Origin of the sequence: Candidatus Thiodiazotropha endolucinida, from assembly GCF_001715975.1 — a bacterium.
Taxonomy (GTDB): Bacteria; Pseudomonadota; Gammaproteobacteria; order Chromatiales; family Chromatiaceae; genus Thiodiazotropha; species Thiodiazotropha endolucinida.
In genome coordinates, this window is the sequence record NZ_MARB01000017.1 from 34,345 (window position 1) to 52,234 (window position 17,890).

Consider the following 17,890-nt stretch of genomic DNA (forward strand, 5'->3'; position numbering starts at 1 on the left):
CTGTCAGAACATTTGGAAAATTTCATGTCAACAGAAGCAACAATCAGAAACTACATACTTGAAAATTACCTGTTCACCGAGGATCAATCCGCATTAGACAGCGCGGATTCCTTCCTGGACAAAGGCATCCTGGATTCAACCGGCATCTTGGAAGTCATCTATTTTCTGGAAGATGAATTCGGCATCAAGGTTGAAGATACCGAAATGGTGCCGGAGAACCTCGATTCCGTTAATAACATCGTTGCATTTATCGGAAGAAAAAGGCAGTGACGTGACCTCAATGCAGGCTACCCTGGTCAATCGCTTCAGAGAGAGTGTTGCAAAACACCCTGACTCACTCGCCGTTGCCGACAGCAGACAGCGGGTCTCTTACCAGGTGCTATCCGATCTCGTAGGAAAAGTCAGTCATTACCTGATGTCGTCGGGATTGCAGAAAGGTGACCGGGTCGCCATGGTCGTCGCCAACTCGGCGGAATATGCCGGCATCTTTTATGGAATCTGGTCTGCAGGCGGGGTCACCGTCGCACTCAACACCCAGGCGAAAGCGAAGGATATCATCAACTGGGTAACGCATTCGGATGCCAAGTGGCTGTTCATGGATCGGCGACACCCGGAATACAAAGGTGTATACGAGGCCGGCGGGGAGTTCACACTGATCGATGTGGGCGGTGATGATACCGGAGAGTCAGATAACATCAATGTGGATTGGCAACGAATAGTCGACTTGGAACCGGCCAATCCGAGGATGTTGCCGGGCCGGTCGGACCTGGCCTCGATCATCTATACCTCGGGCACAACCGGCAATCCCAAGGGCGTCACCCTTAGCCATGGCAATCTCTGCGCCAATATCGAATCCATCCTGGCCTATCTTGAACTCAGAGCCGAGGACAGTATTCTCAATGTACTGCCCTTCTACTACTCCTATGGCAACTCCATTCTGCATACCCACCTTGCGATTGGCGGATCAATGATTCTGCAGAACAGCCTGCTCTACCCCCATCGCGTCATGGAGAAGATGTCAGAGGAGGCAGTGAGCGGTTTTTCCGGCGTACCCTCGACCTTTGCATTACTGCTCAGCAGGGTCAACATCGGTGATTATGACCTATCAAAACTGCGCTATATCACGCAGGCCGGGGGACCCTTGGCACCCGCGCTGGCTGACAGATTGAGTACTGCCCTGCCCCATACTGAGCTTTTCATCATGTATGGGCAGACCGAGGCCAGTGCGCGTCTCACCTACCTGCCTCCTGGTATGCTGGAGAAAAAGCGGGGCTCGATCGGCATCGCTATCCCAAATACAACCATTGAAGTCAGGAACAAAACAGACGAGGTCACAGCGCCTGGTGAGACAGGTGAAATATGTGCCAGCGGCGAAAACATCATGCAGGGATATTGGAAGGACCAGGAGAGGACCGACCAGGTCCTGAAGGACGGCTGGCTGTATACCGGCGACCTGGCGCATACCGACGCCGACGGCTATCTCTATATCGACGGGCGTTCATCCGACATGATTAAGAGCGGCGCCAACCGTATCAGCCCGAAGGAGATCGAAGAGGTGATCCAGGAGCTGGAGGATGTGCACGAGGTGGCCGTAATCGGCAGTCCCGATGAGATGCTTGGGGAGATCATCAAGGCCTTTGTCGTGTTGAAACAGGGGAGCGAATTGAAAAAAAGAAACATTCAGCGCCACTGTAAGAACAATCTGGCTATTTATAAAATCCCAAAGTCCATAGCGTTTATCGAGGAGCTGCCAAAAACGGCTTCAGGCAAGATAAAGAGGTTCCTGCTGAAATAGAAGTCTTTTAACCTTCGCCTGAGCATGCCAAAGTGGGATAATATTTTGAATGCAAGTACATCCTAATCGGATGCCGTGGACCATAATTAATAAAACCGAGCAGAATCTATCCGGAGAACAATAATGCAAGCATTAGCAGAACGGTACGAAGCTGAAATCCTCAATTTCGACCGGGACGGAGAGGTCGAAAGAATCTGTGAATCCATGCGGGATATCATGCGTACCAAACTGCGCCGGCGCGGCGTTGTGGTCGCGGTATCGGGGGGAATAGACAGCTCTGTATCAGCGGCCCTGGCGGTCAAGGCCTTTGGCCCGAAAAAGGCCTTTTTCATTCAATTGCCGGAAATCGATTCGGCCCAGGATACCCAATCCCGCGGCAGCCAGTTGATCGAGCACCTGGGCGTGGATCATGCCACCCACAACATCGCCGCGACCCTGGAGGCCATCGGTTGTTACCAGGCCCGTGATGAGGCGATTGTGAAAACATTCCCCGAGTATGCCGACGGCTGGAAAAACAAGATCGTCATCAAAGGGGGACTGGACGGACAAGTCAACCACTTTTCGCTGGTGGTCCAGGACCCGCAGGGTCAACAGTTCGAAAAACGCCTCGATCTCAAGGAGTACCTGCAGATCGTAGCCGCGACCAACTACAAACAGCGGATTCGAAAGACCATCGAGTATTACCATGCAGACAGGTTGAACTATGCGGTAATCGGCACACCCAACCGGCTCGAATACGACCAGGGTTTCTTCGTGAAAAACGGTGACGGTTCCGCAGACCTGAAGCCGATCGCCCATCTCTACAAGACCCAGGTCTATGCGTTGGCTAAACATCTCGGCCTGCCTGATTCAATCTGCAATGCGACACCGACCACCGATACCTACAGCCTGCCCCAGGGACAGGACGAGTTCTACTTCGCGCTCCCCTATCAGGAGATGGACAAGGCATTGTGGGCCCACAACATCGGCGCCCCCGCCAACGAGTTGGCAGAGATGCTCGGCATCACGGAAGAACAGACGAAGTTTGTTTATCAGGACATCGAAAACAAGCGCAAGACTACCCACTATCTGCATGTGAAGCCCTATTTGATCGAGGCAATGCCCGAGTTGAATTTATAGATCGCGAATCGCAGCGCCTTGAAAATATGGCTCACAGCCTGCGCATATTCCAAAATCATCGAGTGCAATTGTGTAGCCATCATTTCTGATTTGTGCCAACAGGGTTTGAATCTGGTCAAAATCTTCGATAAAGAGGCTTTCAGTAATTTCAACAACCAACCTGGATGGGGAAATACCATACTCGGCCGACTTGCTATTCAAATAGCTGTCAAAATCGTTTCGTAGGAGCTGTTTCACTGAAACATTTATTGAAACCCTTAGCGATTGCCATATTGACTGGATCTCTTTAAATTCTCGATAAACCGTATCAATAATATAGTCCCCAATAGGATTTATCTGCCCGGTTGATTCCGCGACGGAAATAAACTTATGGGGCGGCACTTGTTTATTTTTTTATCGGTAGTTCGTCATAGGAGGGCAGTTCAGCTGGATCCTGGTACCAGACCGCCCGAGAGGCGCAATAGACATTCTGTATCGGCTTGATTTGCGGATCACTGTCAAGCGTTCCTGCCGGCACCACAACTGTCTTCCCGGTTTGTGCAAGCCAGGGCAGTGAGGAACCGCACTTCTTGCAAAAACATGTGGCGAAGTGCTTGGCTTCCGCCAGCTCATACCTGCCGATTGAGTCCTCTCCCTTCAGCCATTCGAAATCACCAGGTGCCACCAAAAGGTTGGATGAAAAAGCGCTGCCGGTGAACTTTCGGCAACGGGAACAGTTGCAGTACTGAAATATCCCCAAATTGTCCTTGATGGCATAACTGACCTCACCACATAGACAACTGCCGGTAACTCTGTTTCCTGGCATCACATATCCTCATCGGGTCGCGGATCTTTTGTATCTATATTAGCTGACAAAGCATAAGCGAAAACCCTGGGCGCCGCTTGCCGTACCGACTATTGACAGATATACGGTGCGGCAAGCCGCACCCTACAAGTCTGTTTAGGATGGATATTCGTTCTGTATTCGTCGTTTGATATAGAGAAAGAACGATTGCGCCGTAAACATGATCGCGCAGCTTATCAGGACCGTATAGATGTGTCCCATCATCTCATCTATGGAGATAAACTTCACCAGTAATCCACCAAGATAGAAGATAAAAGCGAGCCAGCCATACCCAAGCCAATCTCTGGCGTCGAGACGTATGGCTATTCCAATACCCATGCAGACAGGAAAAAGATAGCCCACCAGGATGGTTTCACCTTCGATGGTCAGGATTGTTTTATGGAATACAGTAAGAGCATCTATCAGAGTCATTCCCAGAATCGATGCAACCCCCGCCCCCATCGGCTGCCATGCCATGAACTCCTTTTTATTACGGGGTACTTTCACGCTTTATTTCTTCTCTCTCATTCCATCCGCTCCTGGAAATAGAATACAACACATGCATTGATAGAGGATGGCCAGGCGTCAATGCCGGATGAATGAAGTCTCGGTTCGTATTGACCATACCAAGCCGCTTCATCACTTCTCTGGATCGTCTGTTCATCAATGTAGTAAAGGCCACTACCTCATCCAGATTCAATTCTTCAAAGGCAAAGCGCAATGCTGTGGTTCCAGCTTCGGTGGCAAAACCTTTGCCCCAATGCCCAAATGAGAGCCGCCATCCGATCTCGATACAGGGCGAACATGGCAAACGATGTTGTGGTTCGTTGAGACCGACAATGCCGATAAAGTCACTACGCCCTTTTAATTCGACAGCCCAAAAACCCCAGCCTCTCCGAGCGATCAAATCACGACATCTCCTTGCCAGATCATCGCTCTCAACCCGCGAAAGGGACTGAGGAAAAAATTCCATTACCCTGGGGTCCGCATTGATCCGTGCGAACGGCATATAATCTCCATCTCGCCACTGACGGAGTATCAGTCTGTCCGTTTCCAATACCGAGCTCTTCTCTGTGTTCATGAAGGTAGTTTATTTCATGAACAGAACTACCGTTGTGATGGGATTAGTAGATCAAAATCAATCCGAATGGATCTACCCTTCCGCAGATTCCTTCAACTCCACGCTCTGAGTTGCATAATATATGCTGCCGCTCTGTTCTGGCGCCCACCCCACCTGGTGTATCGGTAGCCGTGGCAAATCCTTATCCTCGATCAGTTGCCCCAGGGGTTGAATGCCCCCCTGCATGCCTTTCCACATCACAACCAGTTTCTCCATCAACGGCAAATGGGACATACCCTCCATCTCCGCGTCACAGGCGTAGACATGACCATGGGGTAAGATATGTTGGCTCTCCGCATAGAGGTACTCATGCACATTCAGATTTGTGATTTCGCCACCCTGGCCCAGCAATTCACTCAGGGTCGGTAGTGTCGTTGATATCTGGGGACAGTTCGAATCCACACCCTGCAGGTGGGGATAGAAGATGGTCCTGCCCCTGACATCGCTCGCAAAACTAAAGCCCCTGCTCTGCTGTAGCGCCAGCAGGTGGGGATTGATCTGCCATCCTGCGGCTGCCATGCATGTCGGTTTTTTACCGAAAACCTCTGTGTAGGCGTCGATTGCCCTGTCCAGTTCCTGCCGGGTCCAGGTTTCGTCCGCATGGGCGATCTCATCCAGCCAACGGGAGCGGTCATGACAGAGAATGCCTGTCTCATGGCCTGCCGCCAGCGTGGTGCGCATGACCTCCGCCGCCCTTCGGTGAATAACCGGAGGCGGCAGCGCTATGCCGTAGAGTCGTGATGCGATATCGAGATCGCGATACCAGGGTTGCAGGATGCGACCGATGCGACGACCGCTTTTATCAGCGCCGGTGGCGAAAAAGAAACTGGCGCGAATCTTATATTCATCGAATAGCCTCAGCAGCGCGGGCACTCCCAACAGGGCGCCTTGCAGAGTGTTGACGCATACTCGAAGACCTACCCTCATGAATGGGATCTGTCGCTATACAGGACCAAGATAACGACACAACAAGGCGTTCTCCACCTTATGGGTAGGCAGTGCCACACGAACCCGATAACCACCGCCAGGCGCTTCCTGCATGGCATTCCCGTTTTGATCCTCCATACGCTCTAATACAAAACTGTGGTTTCCTCCAGGCGTCATCAGTTCCAGTCTGTCCCCCACGCGGATCTTGTTCTTCACATCCAGATCGATCAGGCCTGAGCCGTTGTCGACACCGGTCACCTCACCCACGAACTGCTGTCTTTCAGTCTGTGAACTGCCGTAACGGTAGTTCTGCAGCTCCTGGGATTCATGACGCTGATAGAACCCATCGGTATAACCCCGGTTGGCCAGACTCTCCAGGTCGGCCATCAGTTCGATCTGAAACGGGCGTCCCGCAACGGCATCGTCGATCGCCTGCCGGTAGACCTGGGTGGTGCGGGCGGTATAGTAGTGCGATTTGGTTCGGCCCTCGATCTTCAGGCAATCCACCCCGATACCCACCAAACGCGCCACATGCTCAACTGCGCGCAGGTCTCTGGAGTTCATGATGTAGGTGCCATGTTCATCCTCGAACATCGGCATCGGCTCACCGGGCCTGCCTCTCTCCTCGATGTAGTAGACCTGGTCGGCCTCGCTGTGCCGGGCAACTCCCGCAGGGCCTGTGCCGGTAGTTGGCGGCTCCACCGCTTGTGACATCTTGTAGTCCCAGCGGCAGCTGTTGGTACAGGTACCCTGATTGGCATCCCGATGGTTGAAGTAGCCCGACAGCAGGCAACGGCCGGAGTAGGCAATACAGAGGGCGCCATGGATGAACACCTCCAGTTCCATATCCGGGACAGCCTGCCTGATCTCCTCCACCTCTTCCAGGGAAAGTTCCCGGGAGAGGATCACACGGCTCAGGCCCTGCCGCTGCCAGAATCGCACCGCTTCCGCGTTCACCGTGTTGGCCTGCACCGAAAGATGGACCGGCATCTCCGGCCAGGCCTCCCTGACCATCAGGATCAATCCCGGATCGGACATGATCAGGGCATCCGGTCCCATGGCTATCACCGGTTCCAGATCCTTGATGAAGGTCTTCAGCTTGGCGTTGTGGGGCATCACGTTGCAGGCCAGGTAGAAATGGCGTCCCAGGCCGTGTGCATCGGCGATGCCGATCGCCAGATTGTCCTGCAGGAAGTCATTGTTCCTGACCCGCAGACTATAACGCGGCAGGCCGGCATATACGGCATCGGCGCCATAGGCAAAGGCGTAGCGGGCGTTCTTCAGGGTGCCCGCGGGTGAAAGGAGTTCGGGTCGTTTCATCTGTCAGCTATAGAACTCAACGCAGGGTAACCAGCATGGTCTCCACAATGGTGCCAAGAAGCAGCCGCTCTCTCTCCACTTCCAACTCGACCTTTTCCCCAACCTCTCTGTCCATCAGGGCGATACGGATATCGGCATAGCTCTTGATCGGCTGTCCATCGATGGATAGTAGCCGATCCAATTTCTCCACACCCGCCTCCCTGGCACCACTGCCCTCGATAAAATCCTTAATACTGGGGGGTGAACTTGTGGTATCGAGCAAAACACCGAGCTTTCCGCTAGGTGGCAAGGAGCGTTTCTCGGCCACAATCAAATAGTCCGCTAACGCCTGGTCCAGTTCCGTGGCTGTATCGACATTAAGAATGGTTGCCTGACTGGCGTCGATACGGCGCAACAGCCGCTTGGGAATACCGTCGCCATACATCAGATGACCAACCCCCGCCAGGATGACCAGGTGGGATTCGGGATTCCGTTGCATCCACTCCGCCGCCCGCTGCGCCATTCCCTCGTCCCACAGCAGCTGAACCTCAAGGAAGTTTTCAAAACTCCTCCCCTCTTTATGGGGGTGCGCATCGAAGACCGACTGCAATCGTTTGTGGTAATCCTCGTTATCCCTGTCTATCTCGGCGGGTAATCTCAGTTTCAATTTCTCGGGTAGACTCTCGATGCCTTCCCTTCCCACCTGCCGGGTGATCTCACTCTCCAGATTGAGGGCGATCAACGGGATGCCATGCTCCCTGGCATATTGGAAAATAGGCCGGTAGAGCCGATAATCGAAACGCCAGCGATCGAAGTACTCCGACTCCCGAATCAGGTCGGCTTCATCGATCTCCCCGACGATATAACGGTCGAGGACATCCTGGTAGGGCTGAAAAAAGAACTCCAGTCCGATTCCCAGGTCTGAGTGCTTTGCATGCAGCCCCTTGATGATCGCCAACTGATTCAGATGGTGTTGATACTGATCATGGGACTCGCCGACAAAGACCACACGTCGGTCCGCGACCTTCTCTATCAGGCTCGAGACATCGATCACTGCGGAGAGATCGATCACCGGGTCAGGCACGGGCTCATGAGCCTTAGCACCTGTCGTCGCGCAGGCCAAGACTAGAAACAGAAGACGAAAATAGAGCACTACATTCTCCCATTAAGATTGACTCAATGCGCCTTATGACAAACAAAACCACGATCTGTTACATCCTGCTGTGGCTGACGCTATTTTGCAAACCGATTATTGCCGCATCAACGGTTCACCATGAACTGCAGGTCTCCCTCGACCCGAACAGCCAGCAGCTGCAGGTGACAGATCGAATCTCTCTCGCCTCCCCGCAGGATGGTGGCGCTACGCAGCCTACCCTAGCCCATCAGGGCCGGTTGCGATTCCTGCTTCATCGCGGTCTCAGCCCACGCAGCATGACGGCGGAAGTGGCCCTGAAAGAGATCGGACCGATCTCTGATAGCGCTCCTTTGATCGCATACCAGCTCAGCATGCCTGAAGATCAACGTCATTTCACCCTGAAGTATGGCGGGAAGATCGCACACCGGCTGACCACACTGAGGGAGAGCCCGGGACGGGCCAGCGAACGCCTGCGCGGCACCATATCGGAACAGGGTGTCTATCTGGATGCCGCTACCGGCTGGTACCCCTACTTTGCCGATACACTCCATACCTTCGAACTGCAGGTGGAACTCCCTTCATCCTGGCTTGCGGTAAGCCAGGGCAAGGGACCCGAGATAGGCGGAGAGGGTCAGAGACGCTTGATCCGCTGGCATGAAAACTCTCCCCAGGATGATATCTATCTGGTCGCCGCACCCTACCGGCTCTATCGCAAAACCACGGAGGGCATCGAGGCACAGGTTTTTCTGCGCCAGCCGGATGCCGAAATCGCAGAGCGCTATATAGAGGCCACCGCGGATTATTTGCGACTCTATCAATCCCTGATCGGTCCCTATCCCTACGCCAAGTTCGCGTTGGTGGAAAACTTCTGGGAGAGTGGATACGGGATGCCCTCCTTCACTCTGTTGGGACCGCGGGTACTGCGCCTCCCCTTTATCCTGCACACCTCCTATCCCCATGAGATCCTTCACAACTGGTGGGGAAACAGCGTCTACATAGACTATCAAAGCGGCAACTGGGCGGAGGGATTGACCAGTTATCTGGCCGACCATCTGCTGGCCGAACAGCGGGGCCGGGGCGCCAACCATCGGCGCACGGCACTGAAACGCTATGGCGATTTCGTGCGTAACGAGAATGACTTTCCGCTGGCGGCGTTCAGGGCCCGCCATACAACCGCCAGCCAGGCGGTAGGCTATGACAAGAGCCTGATGTTTTTCCATATGCTGCGGCGCCGCCTCGGCGATCACAACTTCATTAAGGGCCTGCAGATCTTCTTTCGGGACAACCGTTTCAAGACAGCCGGGTATGCAGATCTGAAGTTGGCTTTTGAGAAAGCCGCAGGCGTGTCAATCGATACCTTTTTCCAACACTGGACCGAACGCAACGGCGCCCCGCGCCTGGCCGTCAGTAACCTCACTGTGAAACAGCTTGGGGACGGTTTTCAGATCAGCGGCACCCTGCAGCAAAGCCAGAGTAGCGCCCCCTTTCCCCTGAAGGTCCCCATGCTTACACGCATGAAAGATGGAAGCGTATCGCAGACCACTCTCTCCTCCCAGGCACGAGAGACTCCCTTTACGATTAAGGTGGAACAAGAACCGCAACAACTGCAGATAGACCCCTGGTTCGACCTTTTCAGACAACTCGATCCCGCGGAAACCCCGGCGACCCTGAGTCGTCTGTTTGGCAGTGAAAGGATATTGATCGTACTACCGTCGAATGCGAACAAGCGGATGCTGCAGGCCTATAGAGGGTTGGCTCAACAGTGGAGCGACGGCTATGACGAGGCGGATATACGCCTCGACAGTGAACTGAACAGTCTGCCGCAGGATCGCCCCATTTGGCTGCTCGGCAGGGAAAACCTGTTCCACCATGAGTTTGTAAAACAGCTCTCCGGCCTGCCTTTTTCCCTGGGACATGAATATATCAAGCTAACCGACACCGATTACTCCACCGGGGAGCACAGTTTTGTACTGAGTGAGCGTAATCTGAACAATGGCCAGACCATAGCATGGGTTGCCGGCAACTCGGATGCGGCGATCGCGCGACTGATGAGAAAACTGCCCCACTATGGCAAATACAGTTATCTGGTATTCAAGGGAGATCAGGCACAGATAGCGTTCAAGGGGGAGTGGCCGATCACCCAATCACCGCTGCACTTCAACTTTGCCGAGGATGGGAGGGTAGTCGAAATGGATGAACCCGGACCGCTTATTATGATGCCTGAATGAATATAATGCGTTGCAGCAGAGTCAATATCCGCCGTCGAGTTCACCTTTGTCTCTCGTCACTGCTCCTGAATCTGCTATTGTCCTCAACTCTTATTGCGGGTGAAACGCTAACCCCTTAATCTGAATCAAACGATCATATCGGAGTCGATAGGCTCAAGTTTGTTGACATCGACCGACTGGTCCATATCATCAACGGCTGAGGCCGCATGTAAGCGTGCCAGGCGGTCGCTAATCTTCGTAGCAAAGTCCGCCGCCCAATAAGCCTACACCCATCCCTTTCGTCGCAGCCCAAAGCTTGCTCATCTTAAATTCCTCGAACATCAGGATACGAAACAGGTCATGCAGACTGGCGAGAAAATCGTAGAAGACAAAGCCGGGAAAGGTGAACAGGTTTTCGCGCCAGATGCGGGTGCGGTTGCGATAGATGGTGTAGCGACGTTTGGGTGAGTGATTCCACGCCAGGAAGCGCCGGCCCAGGAACCGGTGTTCCGACTGTGCCCCCAATTGATGGTAGAGCACCGCATCGGCCACCGCTACGATCCGGTAACCACCGCGCAGGGCACGCAGACAAAAATCCACATCAAGGTAATCGATACTGAATGATTCACGGATAAGGCCTATCTCACGAAACAGCGAAGCCCGGATAAGACTACCGGAACTGATTGCGATATACAGATGTGGGAGTATCGATCTATTCGAGAAATCCTGAATGGTAAAGCGGGGACCGCCGTAGGCGCCCCGTGGCGCGGTGACATAGCGCGCTTCCCTGGGGACCCCCTGCTCTTCATATCGCGGCGCCAGAATTGCGACTTCCGGCGCTTGTCGCTGTGCAGTCTGCAATAAGGTCGATACCATGTCGGGTGCGGCACGGCTGTCGTCGTCCATCATCAGCAACCAGGTCGCACCCGCATCCAGGGCAGTACGGATTCCGATATTCTGTGCCATGCCGAGCCCAAGGTTTTGACCGTTTTGTATCAGTGTCACCCGATCGCCTGCCGACCTGACTATGGCTTCCAACAATTCCCTGGCGTCTACATCGCTGCTGTTATCGACAATAATGACCTGCGATACCTGATCCAGATAGCTCCGCAGGGCGTTTTCAAATTTGCCGCCGACATTGTAGGTGACGGTGACGGCAACAACATTATCGATAGGAGTTAAAGACATGAGTCCATTCTCGCCGATCCGACCCCCACTCGTCACATATCATTTCATACTGTCTCAATCAATCGCCTCATCCTGCGGATCCGGTTATTGAAACACCCGTCATCGCGGTGACGACAACTGGCTTACGCCTAAGGCTGGAGCATCAATGGATTTCACTTTATAATGCAACGATGCTGCACTGAACAAACACTATAACTAGTTGTAATTAATAGTTTTTATGGGAATTTATCATGTCTGATAGCGCTGACGAGATCCACCTTGAGAGCAGTTGTGTTGCCACGCTCAAATCAACCACACGCATTACTCCCGAAACGACGGATGAGGTTCGCCAACTCGTTCTGAAGATCGATGAACCGTCATTCCGTTATACGGCCGGTCAGTCGATTGGCGTTTTGGTGCCTGGTCCGCACCAGTTCGGCAACGAGTTTCACCATCGCCGTTACTCGATAGCCAATCCGGTGGAGAGCGACAATAGCCAGAGTATTGAACTGGAGCTGCTGGTCAGACGCTGTTTCTATCTGGATGAGATCTCCGGAGAGCAGTACCCGGGGATTGCCTCAAACTACCTCTGTAACGCCAAGGTCGGCGATAAGATCAAGATCACAGGTCCTTATCGCAGCCCATTCAAGATACCCGCCGATACCTCGAGCAATCTGTTGATGATCGGAACCGGCACCGGTGTCGCCCCGTTTCGTGCCTTCGTGCGTCAGATCTACGCTCAGCATGGGAGCTGGCAAGGCGATGTCAGGCTCTTCTACGGTGATCGCGGGGGCATGAATCTACTCTACATGAATGACCAGCAGAAAGACCTGACTCAGTTTTATGATGAACAGAGCTTCAAGGCATTCAGCGTTTTGACAGACCGTCCGCTCTCCGGCGCGGAAGAGGGTCTTCAGGACAGCCTTAAGAACAACGTCGAGGAGTGTGTTCGCTTACTCCGTGAACCCAACACCTATCTCTATCTTGCCGGGCAGGAGAAGGCTGCCCAGGTATTCGACAAAGTCATGGTGGACGCATTCGGTTCGGAAGAGGCCTGGAACAAAGAGAAATCCACTCTGGTCGAGCAGGAGCGCTGGGCGGAGTTGCTCTATCACTGATAATAGGGTTGTATAAATCGGATCGATCTACAAAGGTTCACCGCGCCAAATAGCGTATCCGCGCTCAGTTCAACAATAACGTTGTTGGCCGAGTTGTGGATCCCCTTAAGATGATCCGCTTTAAATCGCTCAAGTTGCCGCTTATCCAGTTGATCCAGAAGTGATTTGAAGCCCGCGCTGTCAGGGCCTGTTGACATTTCAGCGCTGTCGCTTTGCATTGACGTAGACGGTGGGATCGTCGATATCGGCATCCACAAAACCCTTTGCGCGCAACCGGCAGGAGTCGCATACCCCACAGGCCATACCGGCCTTGGTCGCCTGATAACAGGATATCGTCAGGCTGTAATCGACACCCAGATCCACACCCAGACGGATGATTTCCGCCTTGGAAAGATCGATCAACGGTGTGTGTATACGATAGCTGGCACCCTCAACAGCCGCCTTGGTGGCCAGATTGGCGAGCCTTTGGAAGGCCTCGATGAATTGCGGTCGGCAATCCGGATAACCGGAATAGTCAACTGCATTGACACCGATAAAGATATCCTGGGCCTCCAGCACCTCCGCCCACCCCAGGGCGAGGGAAAGAAACACGGTATTTCTCGCCGGCACGTAGGTGACCGGAATACCGCTACCCATCTCCTCCGGCACCTGTATGGATTGGTCGGTCAGGGCGGAACCGCCGATGTCATCAAGACCGATATGCACGACTTTGTGATCTTCCGCTTCGAGAGACGCGGCAACCCTTGACGCGGCCGCCAACTCTGCGGCATGGCGCTGACCATAAGCCATGCTGAGTGCATGGCAGGCATACCCCCGGCTACGGGCAATCGCCAGTACGGTTGCCGAGTCCAGTCCTCCGGAAAGCAGTACCACTGCGCGTCTACTCATGGTCATCTTCCAGGCAGGTCGCCCCACAACAGTTTATGCAACTGCAGCTGCAGTCGAGCCTGTACCCGATCTTCAATCATCCAATCGGCCAGCTGCGTGGGATTCATCCGGTCCTGGGCGGGAGAGAAGAGCACTTCGCACCTGTCCGTAATACGGAACCGCTTCAGCTGTTCGCAACTCCACTCGTAGTCGGCCCTGTCGGTGATCACAAACTTGACCTGGTCATCCGCCCGCAAAAAGTCGATATTGGACATCCTGTTTCGCTGCATCTCCCCCGAGCCCGGCGTCTTGAGATCCATCACCCTGGCGACCCGCTCATCCACACTACCGATATCGAGTGCGCCACTGGTCTCGAGGGAGACCCGAAAACCGGCATCGCAAAGGGCCCTGAGGAGAGAGTGGCACTCCGGTTGTACCAGCGGTTCCCCACCGGTCACGCAGACATGCTCCACATCATAGCCGGCAACCTGCTGCAGGATCTCTTCGAGGGTGTACTTCTCACCACCGCTGAAGGCATAGGGAGTATCACAGTAGTGACAACGCAACGGACAGCCGGTCAAACGTACGAAAACGGTGGGATAACCTGCACACCTCCCCTCCCCCTGCAGGGAGAGGAAGATTTCGGTAATACGGAGTTGAGACATACTCTCAGGTATAGGGAAGGTCGAAATCCCCCCTCAATGCCCCTCTTTGGTCAGCCTTTGCAGGCGCTTTTGCGCCAGGCGCGATTCGGTGGTAGCAGGAAAATTGTCCATCAGCTGTTTCAGAATATTTCTGGTGCCGGTCCAGTTCTTCTTCTCGTATTGAATGTACCCTATCTTCAACATCGCACCTGGAACCTTGGGGCTGTCCGGATAATTTTCCATTATCTTCGTGAATTCACCCAGGGCAGTATCGAAGTCACGATTGACATAGCTGGCCTCCGCCAGCCAGTACTGGGCATTGTCCTCGTATTCACCCCCGGGGTAGTCCCTGAGAAAACTGGAGAAGGCGGTGATCGATTCCCCATAGCGACCCTGCTTCAGCAGATTGAAGGCGGCTTGGTAGGCTTCCGACTCCTTTTTAGGATCGGGAGGGGTCACACTGCCGATCGCTGCGTTTGCCGGTGCCTCAGGGGGCGGTTCCGGAGATACGGCAGCCGTTTGGCCTACAGCACCCGATGCCGAGGGCGGTGTCACCGGCGTGGTTACGGACTGTGGTGTGGGTGACATGGCGCCCCCGGACTGGATTCGCGAGAGTCGCTGATCAATGTCCACATAGAGATCACGCTGGCGCCGACTCATGCCGTCCATATTGTATTTTTGTTCCTCAAGATCCCCACGAAGCTGCCGCACCTCCTGCCGCAACTGCTGCACCTGCAGTACCAGATCCGCGAGACTCTGGTTCTGCAGTATGCGCTCGATACGCTGCAGGCGTTGCTCCATCGTCAGCTTGGCCCCATTTGCGGCAAATGCCGGCCCTACTGAAAACAGCCCCATCAAGATGCAGAGCAAGACTCGTTTGATGATCAGCCTCATCACGCTCTCCCGTATCAGTAGATCAGTTCGACACGCCGGTTGAGTGCCCAGGACTCTTCATTGTGCTCGAAGGCCGCGGGCCTCTCTTCCCCGTAGCTCACCACAACCAACTGATTGTCCGATACACCTTGTGCCAACATCAGGCTACGCACTGAATTTGCACGATTTTCGCCCAGACCCAAATTGTACTCGCGTGTTCCTTTCTCATCCGCATGACCCTCCAGGCGCACAACAGCCTGTGGATTGGCCGCCAAATAGTCGGCGTGGGCCTGAATCACATCCAGATATTCGGAACGCACTGTACTCTGATCAAAATCAAAATAGATCACCCGAGTGGCCAGCAGACTGTTGGGATTCTCCAAGGGATCCCCCTGCCATTCTCCTCCCTGGCTGGCGGCCGATGTTGAAGCTCCGCCACTACCATCGCCACTGCCATCGGCACCGGTGGACTGCTCAGTGACTTCAGCACCTTCACCGTCACTGGTCGGCGTGGATGAACAGCCGGCTACCAGCAGCAACAATAGTAGAACTGGGATCCAGAGGAATAGTACTTTCTTCATTTAATATCTCCTTAGCAGCGGTGCAGTTAATTATTAAAAGGTGACCAGACCGGTTCGCGCACATCGCCCTCCTGCAGGGCGAGGCGTTGTCGTACACGGCCATCGACCGAGACTGCCGCCAAAACACCACGATGACCCGCCTTGGATGCGTAAATTACCATGCTCCCATTGGGCGCGAAACTGGGCGATTCGTCCAGGCTCCCCTGACTGAGTACCTGCATCACACCGGACTCGAGATCCTGGACCGCGATGCGATACTTCCCCTCTTCACGGGTAACCAGGGTCAACAGCTTTCCGTCGGGCGAGAAGGAGGCACGGGCATTGTAGCTGTTTTGGAATGTCACCCGCTGGGCCTTGCCGCCATGCGCGGAGACCCGGTAGATCTGCGGTCTGCCTCCACGATCCGAGGTAAAGACGATACTGCGTCCATCCGGCGACCAGGCAGGCTCGGTATCGATGGCGTAGTGGTTGGTGATGGTCTTGAGCTTGCGTGTAGTCAAATCGTAAACATAAATATCGGGATTACCGCCTTTCGACAGGGTCATGGCCAGTTTACGCCCATCCGGCGACCAGGCGGGCGCTCCGTTGATGCCCTTGAATGAAGTGACCTTCTTCCGCGTGCCGGTATAGACCCCCTGTACATAGATAGCGGACTGTCCCTCCTCAAAAGAGACGTAGGCGATCTTCCGTCCATCAGGGGACCAGGCGGGGGACATCAATGGTTCGGTGGAAGTAACGATGGTTTCCGAATTGAATCCATCCGCATCGGCGATATTCAGTTTGATTCGCGCCCCGCCGTCGGTCAGCTTGGTTGAGGTTATGTAGGCCACCCGGGTGGCAAAGGCGCCGGGCACACCGAGTAGCTTTTCATAGATCAGGTCGGCAATCCGGTGGGCGGTACTGCGCAGGTTCGGCGCCGTGGTGGGTATACTGTAACCGGTGAGTTGCTCCCCCCGGAAGACGTCAAGTAGCTGAAACTGTATCTGGTAGCCACCGGCACCGTGGGCCTGTACCTGGCCTATCACCAGATTTTCGATATCCAGGGCTCGCCAGTCCTTGAATTCCACTGCATCCACCGAGGCGGGTCTTGCCAGCATATCCTCCCGGGGCAGGGTCTTGAAACGACCGCTGCGTTGCAGGTCTGCGTTGATCACAGCGGCGATATCCTCAGGCGGCGCTCCTTTACCCTGCCAACTGAAAGGGACCACGGCGATCGGCAACGCCCCCTCGACACCTTCGGTGATTTCAATGGTCAGCTCGGCATAGAGCGCCGGCTGCCAACACAGTATCAAAATCAGGATAAGTAGATTTTTTTTCATCATAACCATTAGCTAGCTACTAGGTTTAAATTTCAATCTTAAAGTGCGGAAGGACTCGAACAAGGGTCCGCTCGGCACCTGCAGCGGCGCTGCTTTATAGACCGCGGTCTCCACAGAACGATCGAAGGCCGGGTTACCGCTGCTGCTGACAATGCTCACACCACCAGGCACCACATCCCCACCCGGTATCAGGCGCACCTGGACGATACATGAGAGCTCTTTTCCCGCCTGCCCCGGCTTCAGCCAATTTCGTTCGATCTGCTGTTTGATGACGGCTACATAGCGATCAATCTCACGGCTATTCTGCTCCGCCGCCAGTTGCTCTTGCAAGGCGCGTTCACGCTCGGCCTGTGCTGCGGCTTCCGCTTTTCGCTTCGCCTCTGCCTTACGCCTGGCTTCCAACTCGGCTTTACGTTTTTTTTCCAGCTCCGCCTTGCGCTTGGCTTCAGCCTCTGCCTTCCGTTTCGCTTCTGCCTTGCGTTTGGCTTCAACGACCGCCAAGCGTTTTTCTTCCGCCTTGCGTTTGGCCTCTTTCGCCTCGCGCTCCTTCTTCAACTGTGCCTGACGTTTGCGTTCCGCCTCCTGCTTCTGCCGCTCCGCCTTTTGCTTGGCAATGCGTTTCTGCTCGAGTTGCTGGCGCTTCTTCTCTTCCGCCTGCTTACGCTTCAGCGCCTCTTTACGCTGTTTCTCCCGCTCTATCGCCCGCTCTTTCTCCTTGGCTTGATCGAGTTGCTTGGCATCGACGGTATGTGCCTGCACCACATTCGCATTGGGTGTCGCGGGTTTGTGAATTTTCGACCAGTCGAAGCCGAACACCAGAAAGACCACGATCAGCACATGCAGCAGGACTGCCAGCATGACTGAAACGGGATTTCTTTTTATAACTGAGAACAAGG

The 17,890-nt window shown here is 54.3% G+C and carries 19 protein-coding genes; 5 read left to right on the forward strand and 14 right to left on the reverse strand.

What is annotated here, in order from left to right; all coding sequences use genetic code 11:
• Window positions 1-24: 24 nt before the first annotated feature.
• The 3 genes from CODIS_RS14230 (at window position 25) to nadE (ending at window position 2,914) form a co-directional block, all read left to right on the forward strand.
• On the forward strand, window positions 25-270 hold the full coding sequence (locus tag CODIS_RS14230; protein WP_069126631.1) for an acyl carrier protein: 246 nt from the start codon (window positions 25-27) through the stop codon (window positions 268-270).
• Between the two features lie 10 nt (window positions 271-280).
• The gene (locus tag CODIS_RS14235) at window positions 281-1,795 is read left to right on the forward strand and encodes a class I adenylate-forming enzyme family protein (RefSeq protein ID WP_069126461.1); all 1,515 of its coding nucleotides are present in this window, start codon (window positions 281-283) and stop codon (window positions 1,793-1,795) included.
• 123 nt (window positions 1,796-1,918) lie between these two features.
• The gene (nadE, locus tag CODIS_RS14240) at window positions 1,919-2,914 is read left to right on the forward strand and encodes an NAD(+) synthase (RefSeq protein ID WP_069126462.1); all 996 of its coding nucleotides are present in this window, start codon (window positions 1,919-1,921) and stop codon (window positions 2,912-2,914) included.
• Here nadE and CODIS_RS14245 read toward each other — a convergent pair.
• From CODIS_RS14245 to CODIS_RS14275, 7 genes are all read right to left on the reverse strand, one after another.
• Window positions 2,909-3,295, reverse strand: a complete 387-nt coding sequence (locus CODIS_RS14245) for an EAL domain-containing protein (RefSeq protein ID WP_069126463.1) — start codon at window positions 3,293-3,295, stop codon at window positions 2,909-2,911. The two genes, nadE and CODIS_RS14245, sit on opposite strands and share 6 nt — an antisense overlap.
• 4 nt (window positions 3,296-3,299) lie before the next feature.
• Entirely contained in the window at window positions 3,300-3,719 is a 420-nt protein-coding gene (locus tag CODIS_RS14250; RefSeq protein ID WP_069126465.1) for a GFA family protein, read from the reverse strand.
• A gap of 135 nt (window positions 3,720-3,854) precedes the next feature.
• The gene (locus tag CODIS_RS14255) at window positions 3,855-4,244 is read right to left on the reverse strand and encodes a hypothetical protein (RefSeq protein WP_069126467.1); all 390 of its coding nucleotides are present in this window, start codon (window positions 4,242-4,244) and stop codon (window positions 3,855-3,857) included.
• Window positions 4,228-4,818: a GNAT family N-acetyltransferase gene (locus tag CODIS_RS14260; protein WP_069126470.1), complete on the reverse strand. Its 591-nt coding sequence runs from the start codon at window positions 4,816-4,818 to the stop codon at window positions 4,228-4,230. Before CODIS_RS14260 ends, CODIS_RS14255 begins: the two co-directional genes overlap by 17 nt.
• 72 nt (window positions 4,819-4,890) lie before the next feature.
• A complete protein-coding gene (locus CODIS_RS14265; protein ID WP_069126473.1) occupies window positions 4,891-5,784 on the reverse strand; it encodes a polysaccharide deacetylase family protein in 894 nt (297 codons plus the stop codon).
• A gap of 15 nt (window positions 5,785-5,799) precedes the next feature.
• The gene (gene trhP / locus CODIS_RS14270; protein ID WP_069126475.1) at window positions 5,800-7,104 is read right to left on the reverse strand and encodes a prephenate-dependent tRNA uridine(34) hydroxylase TrhP; all 1,305 of its coding nucleotides are present in this window, start codon (window positions 7,102-7,104) and stop codon (window positions 5,800-5,802) included.
• 16 nt (window positions 7,105-7,120) lie between these two features.
• On the reverse strand, window positions 7,121-8,236 hold the full coding sequence (locus CODIS_RS14275; RefSeq protein ID WP_069126478.1) for a ChaN family lipoprotein: 1,116 nt from the start codon (window positions 8,234-8,236) through the stop codon (window positions 7,121-7,123).
• Between the two features lie 26 nt (window positions 8,237-8,262).
• Between CODIS_RS14275 and CODIS_RS14280 the strand changes: the two genes are divergently transcribed.
• The gene (locus tag CODIS_RS14280; protein ID WP_069126480.1) at window positions 8,263-10,446 is read left to right on the forward strand and encodes a M1 family metallopeptidase; all 2,184 of its coding nucleotides are present in this window, start codon (window positions 8,263-8,265) and stop codon (window positions 10,444-10,446) included.
• Window positions 10,447-10,674: 228 nt separating this feature from the next.
• Here the strand turns inward: CODIS_RS14280 and CODIS_RS14285 are convergent, their stop codons facing one another.
• The gene (locus CODIS_RS14285; RefSeq protein WP_154723139.1) at window positions 10,675-11,613 is read right to left on the reverse strand and encodes a glycosyltransferase family 2 protein; all 939 of its coding nucleotides are present in this window, start codon (window positions 11,611-11,613) and stop codon (window positions 10,675-10,677) included.
• 230 nt (window positions 11,614-11,843) lie between these two features.
• Here CODIS_RS14285 and CODIS_RS14290 point away from each other — a divergent pair, with 230 nt between their 5' ends.
• Window positions 11,844-12,710, forward strand: a complete 867-nt coding sequence (locus CODIS_RS14290; RefSeq protein WP_069126488.1) for an FAD-binding oxidoreductase — start codon at window positions 11,844-11,846, stop codon at window positions 12,708-12,710.
• 198 nt (window positions 12,711-12,908) lie between these two features.
• On the opposite strand, the gene queC is transcribed toward CODIS_RS14290, so the two are convergent.
• Genes queC through tolA form a run of 6 tightly spaced genes read right to left on the reverse strand, consistent with a single transcriptional unit; the run spans window position 12,909 to window position 17,888 of the window.
• Complete coding sequence (queC, locus tag CODIS_RS14300) at window positions 12,909-13,598, reverse strand: 7-cyano-7-deazaguanine synthase QueC (RefSeq protein WP_417903660.1); 690 nt, start codon at window positions 13,596-13,598, stop codon at window positions 12,909-12,911.
• Between the two features lie 2 nt (window positions 13,599-13,600).
• Complete coding sequence (queE, locus tag CODIS_RS14305; RefSeq protein ID WP_069126497.1) at window positions 13,601-14,242, reverse strand: 7-carboxy-7-deazaguanine synthase QueE; 642 nt, start codon at window positions 14,240-14,242, stop codon at window positions 13,601-13,603.
• Between the two features lie 33 nt (window positions 14,243-14,275).
• Window positions 14,276-15,115, reverse strand: coding sequence for a tol-pal system protein YbgF (gene ybgF / locus CODIS_RS14310; protein WP_069126500.1), 840 nt, complete (start codon window positions 15,113-15,115; stop codon window positions 14,276-14,278).
• 14 nt (window positions 15,116-15,129) lie between these two features.
• A complete protein-coding gene (gene pal / locus CODIS_RS14315; protein WP_069126503.1) occupies window positions 15,130-15,675 on the reverse strand; it encodes a peptidoglycan-associated lipoprotein Pal in 546 nt (181 codons plus the stop codon).
• A 26-nt stretch (window positions 15,676-15,701) separates the two neighbouring features.
• Window positions 15,702-16,997, reverse strand: a complete 1,296-nt coding sequence (gene tolB / locus CODIS_RS14320) for a Tol-Pal system beta propeller repeat protein TolB (RefSeq protein WP_154723142.1) — start codon at window positions 16,995-16,997, stop codon at window positions 15,702-15,704.
• A gap of 9 nt (window positions 16,998-17,006) precedes the next feature.
• Window positions 17,007-17,888: a cell envelope integrity protein TolA gene (gene tolA, locus CODIS_RS14325; protein WP_154723140.1), complete on the reverse strand. Its 882-nt coding sequence runs from the start codon at window positions 17,886-17,888 to the stop codon at window positions 17,007-17,009.
• Between the last annotated feature and the right edge of the window lie 2 nt (window positions 17,889-17,890).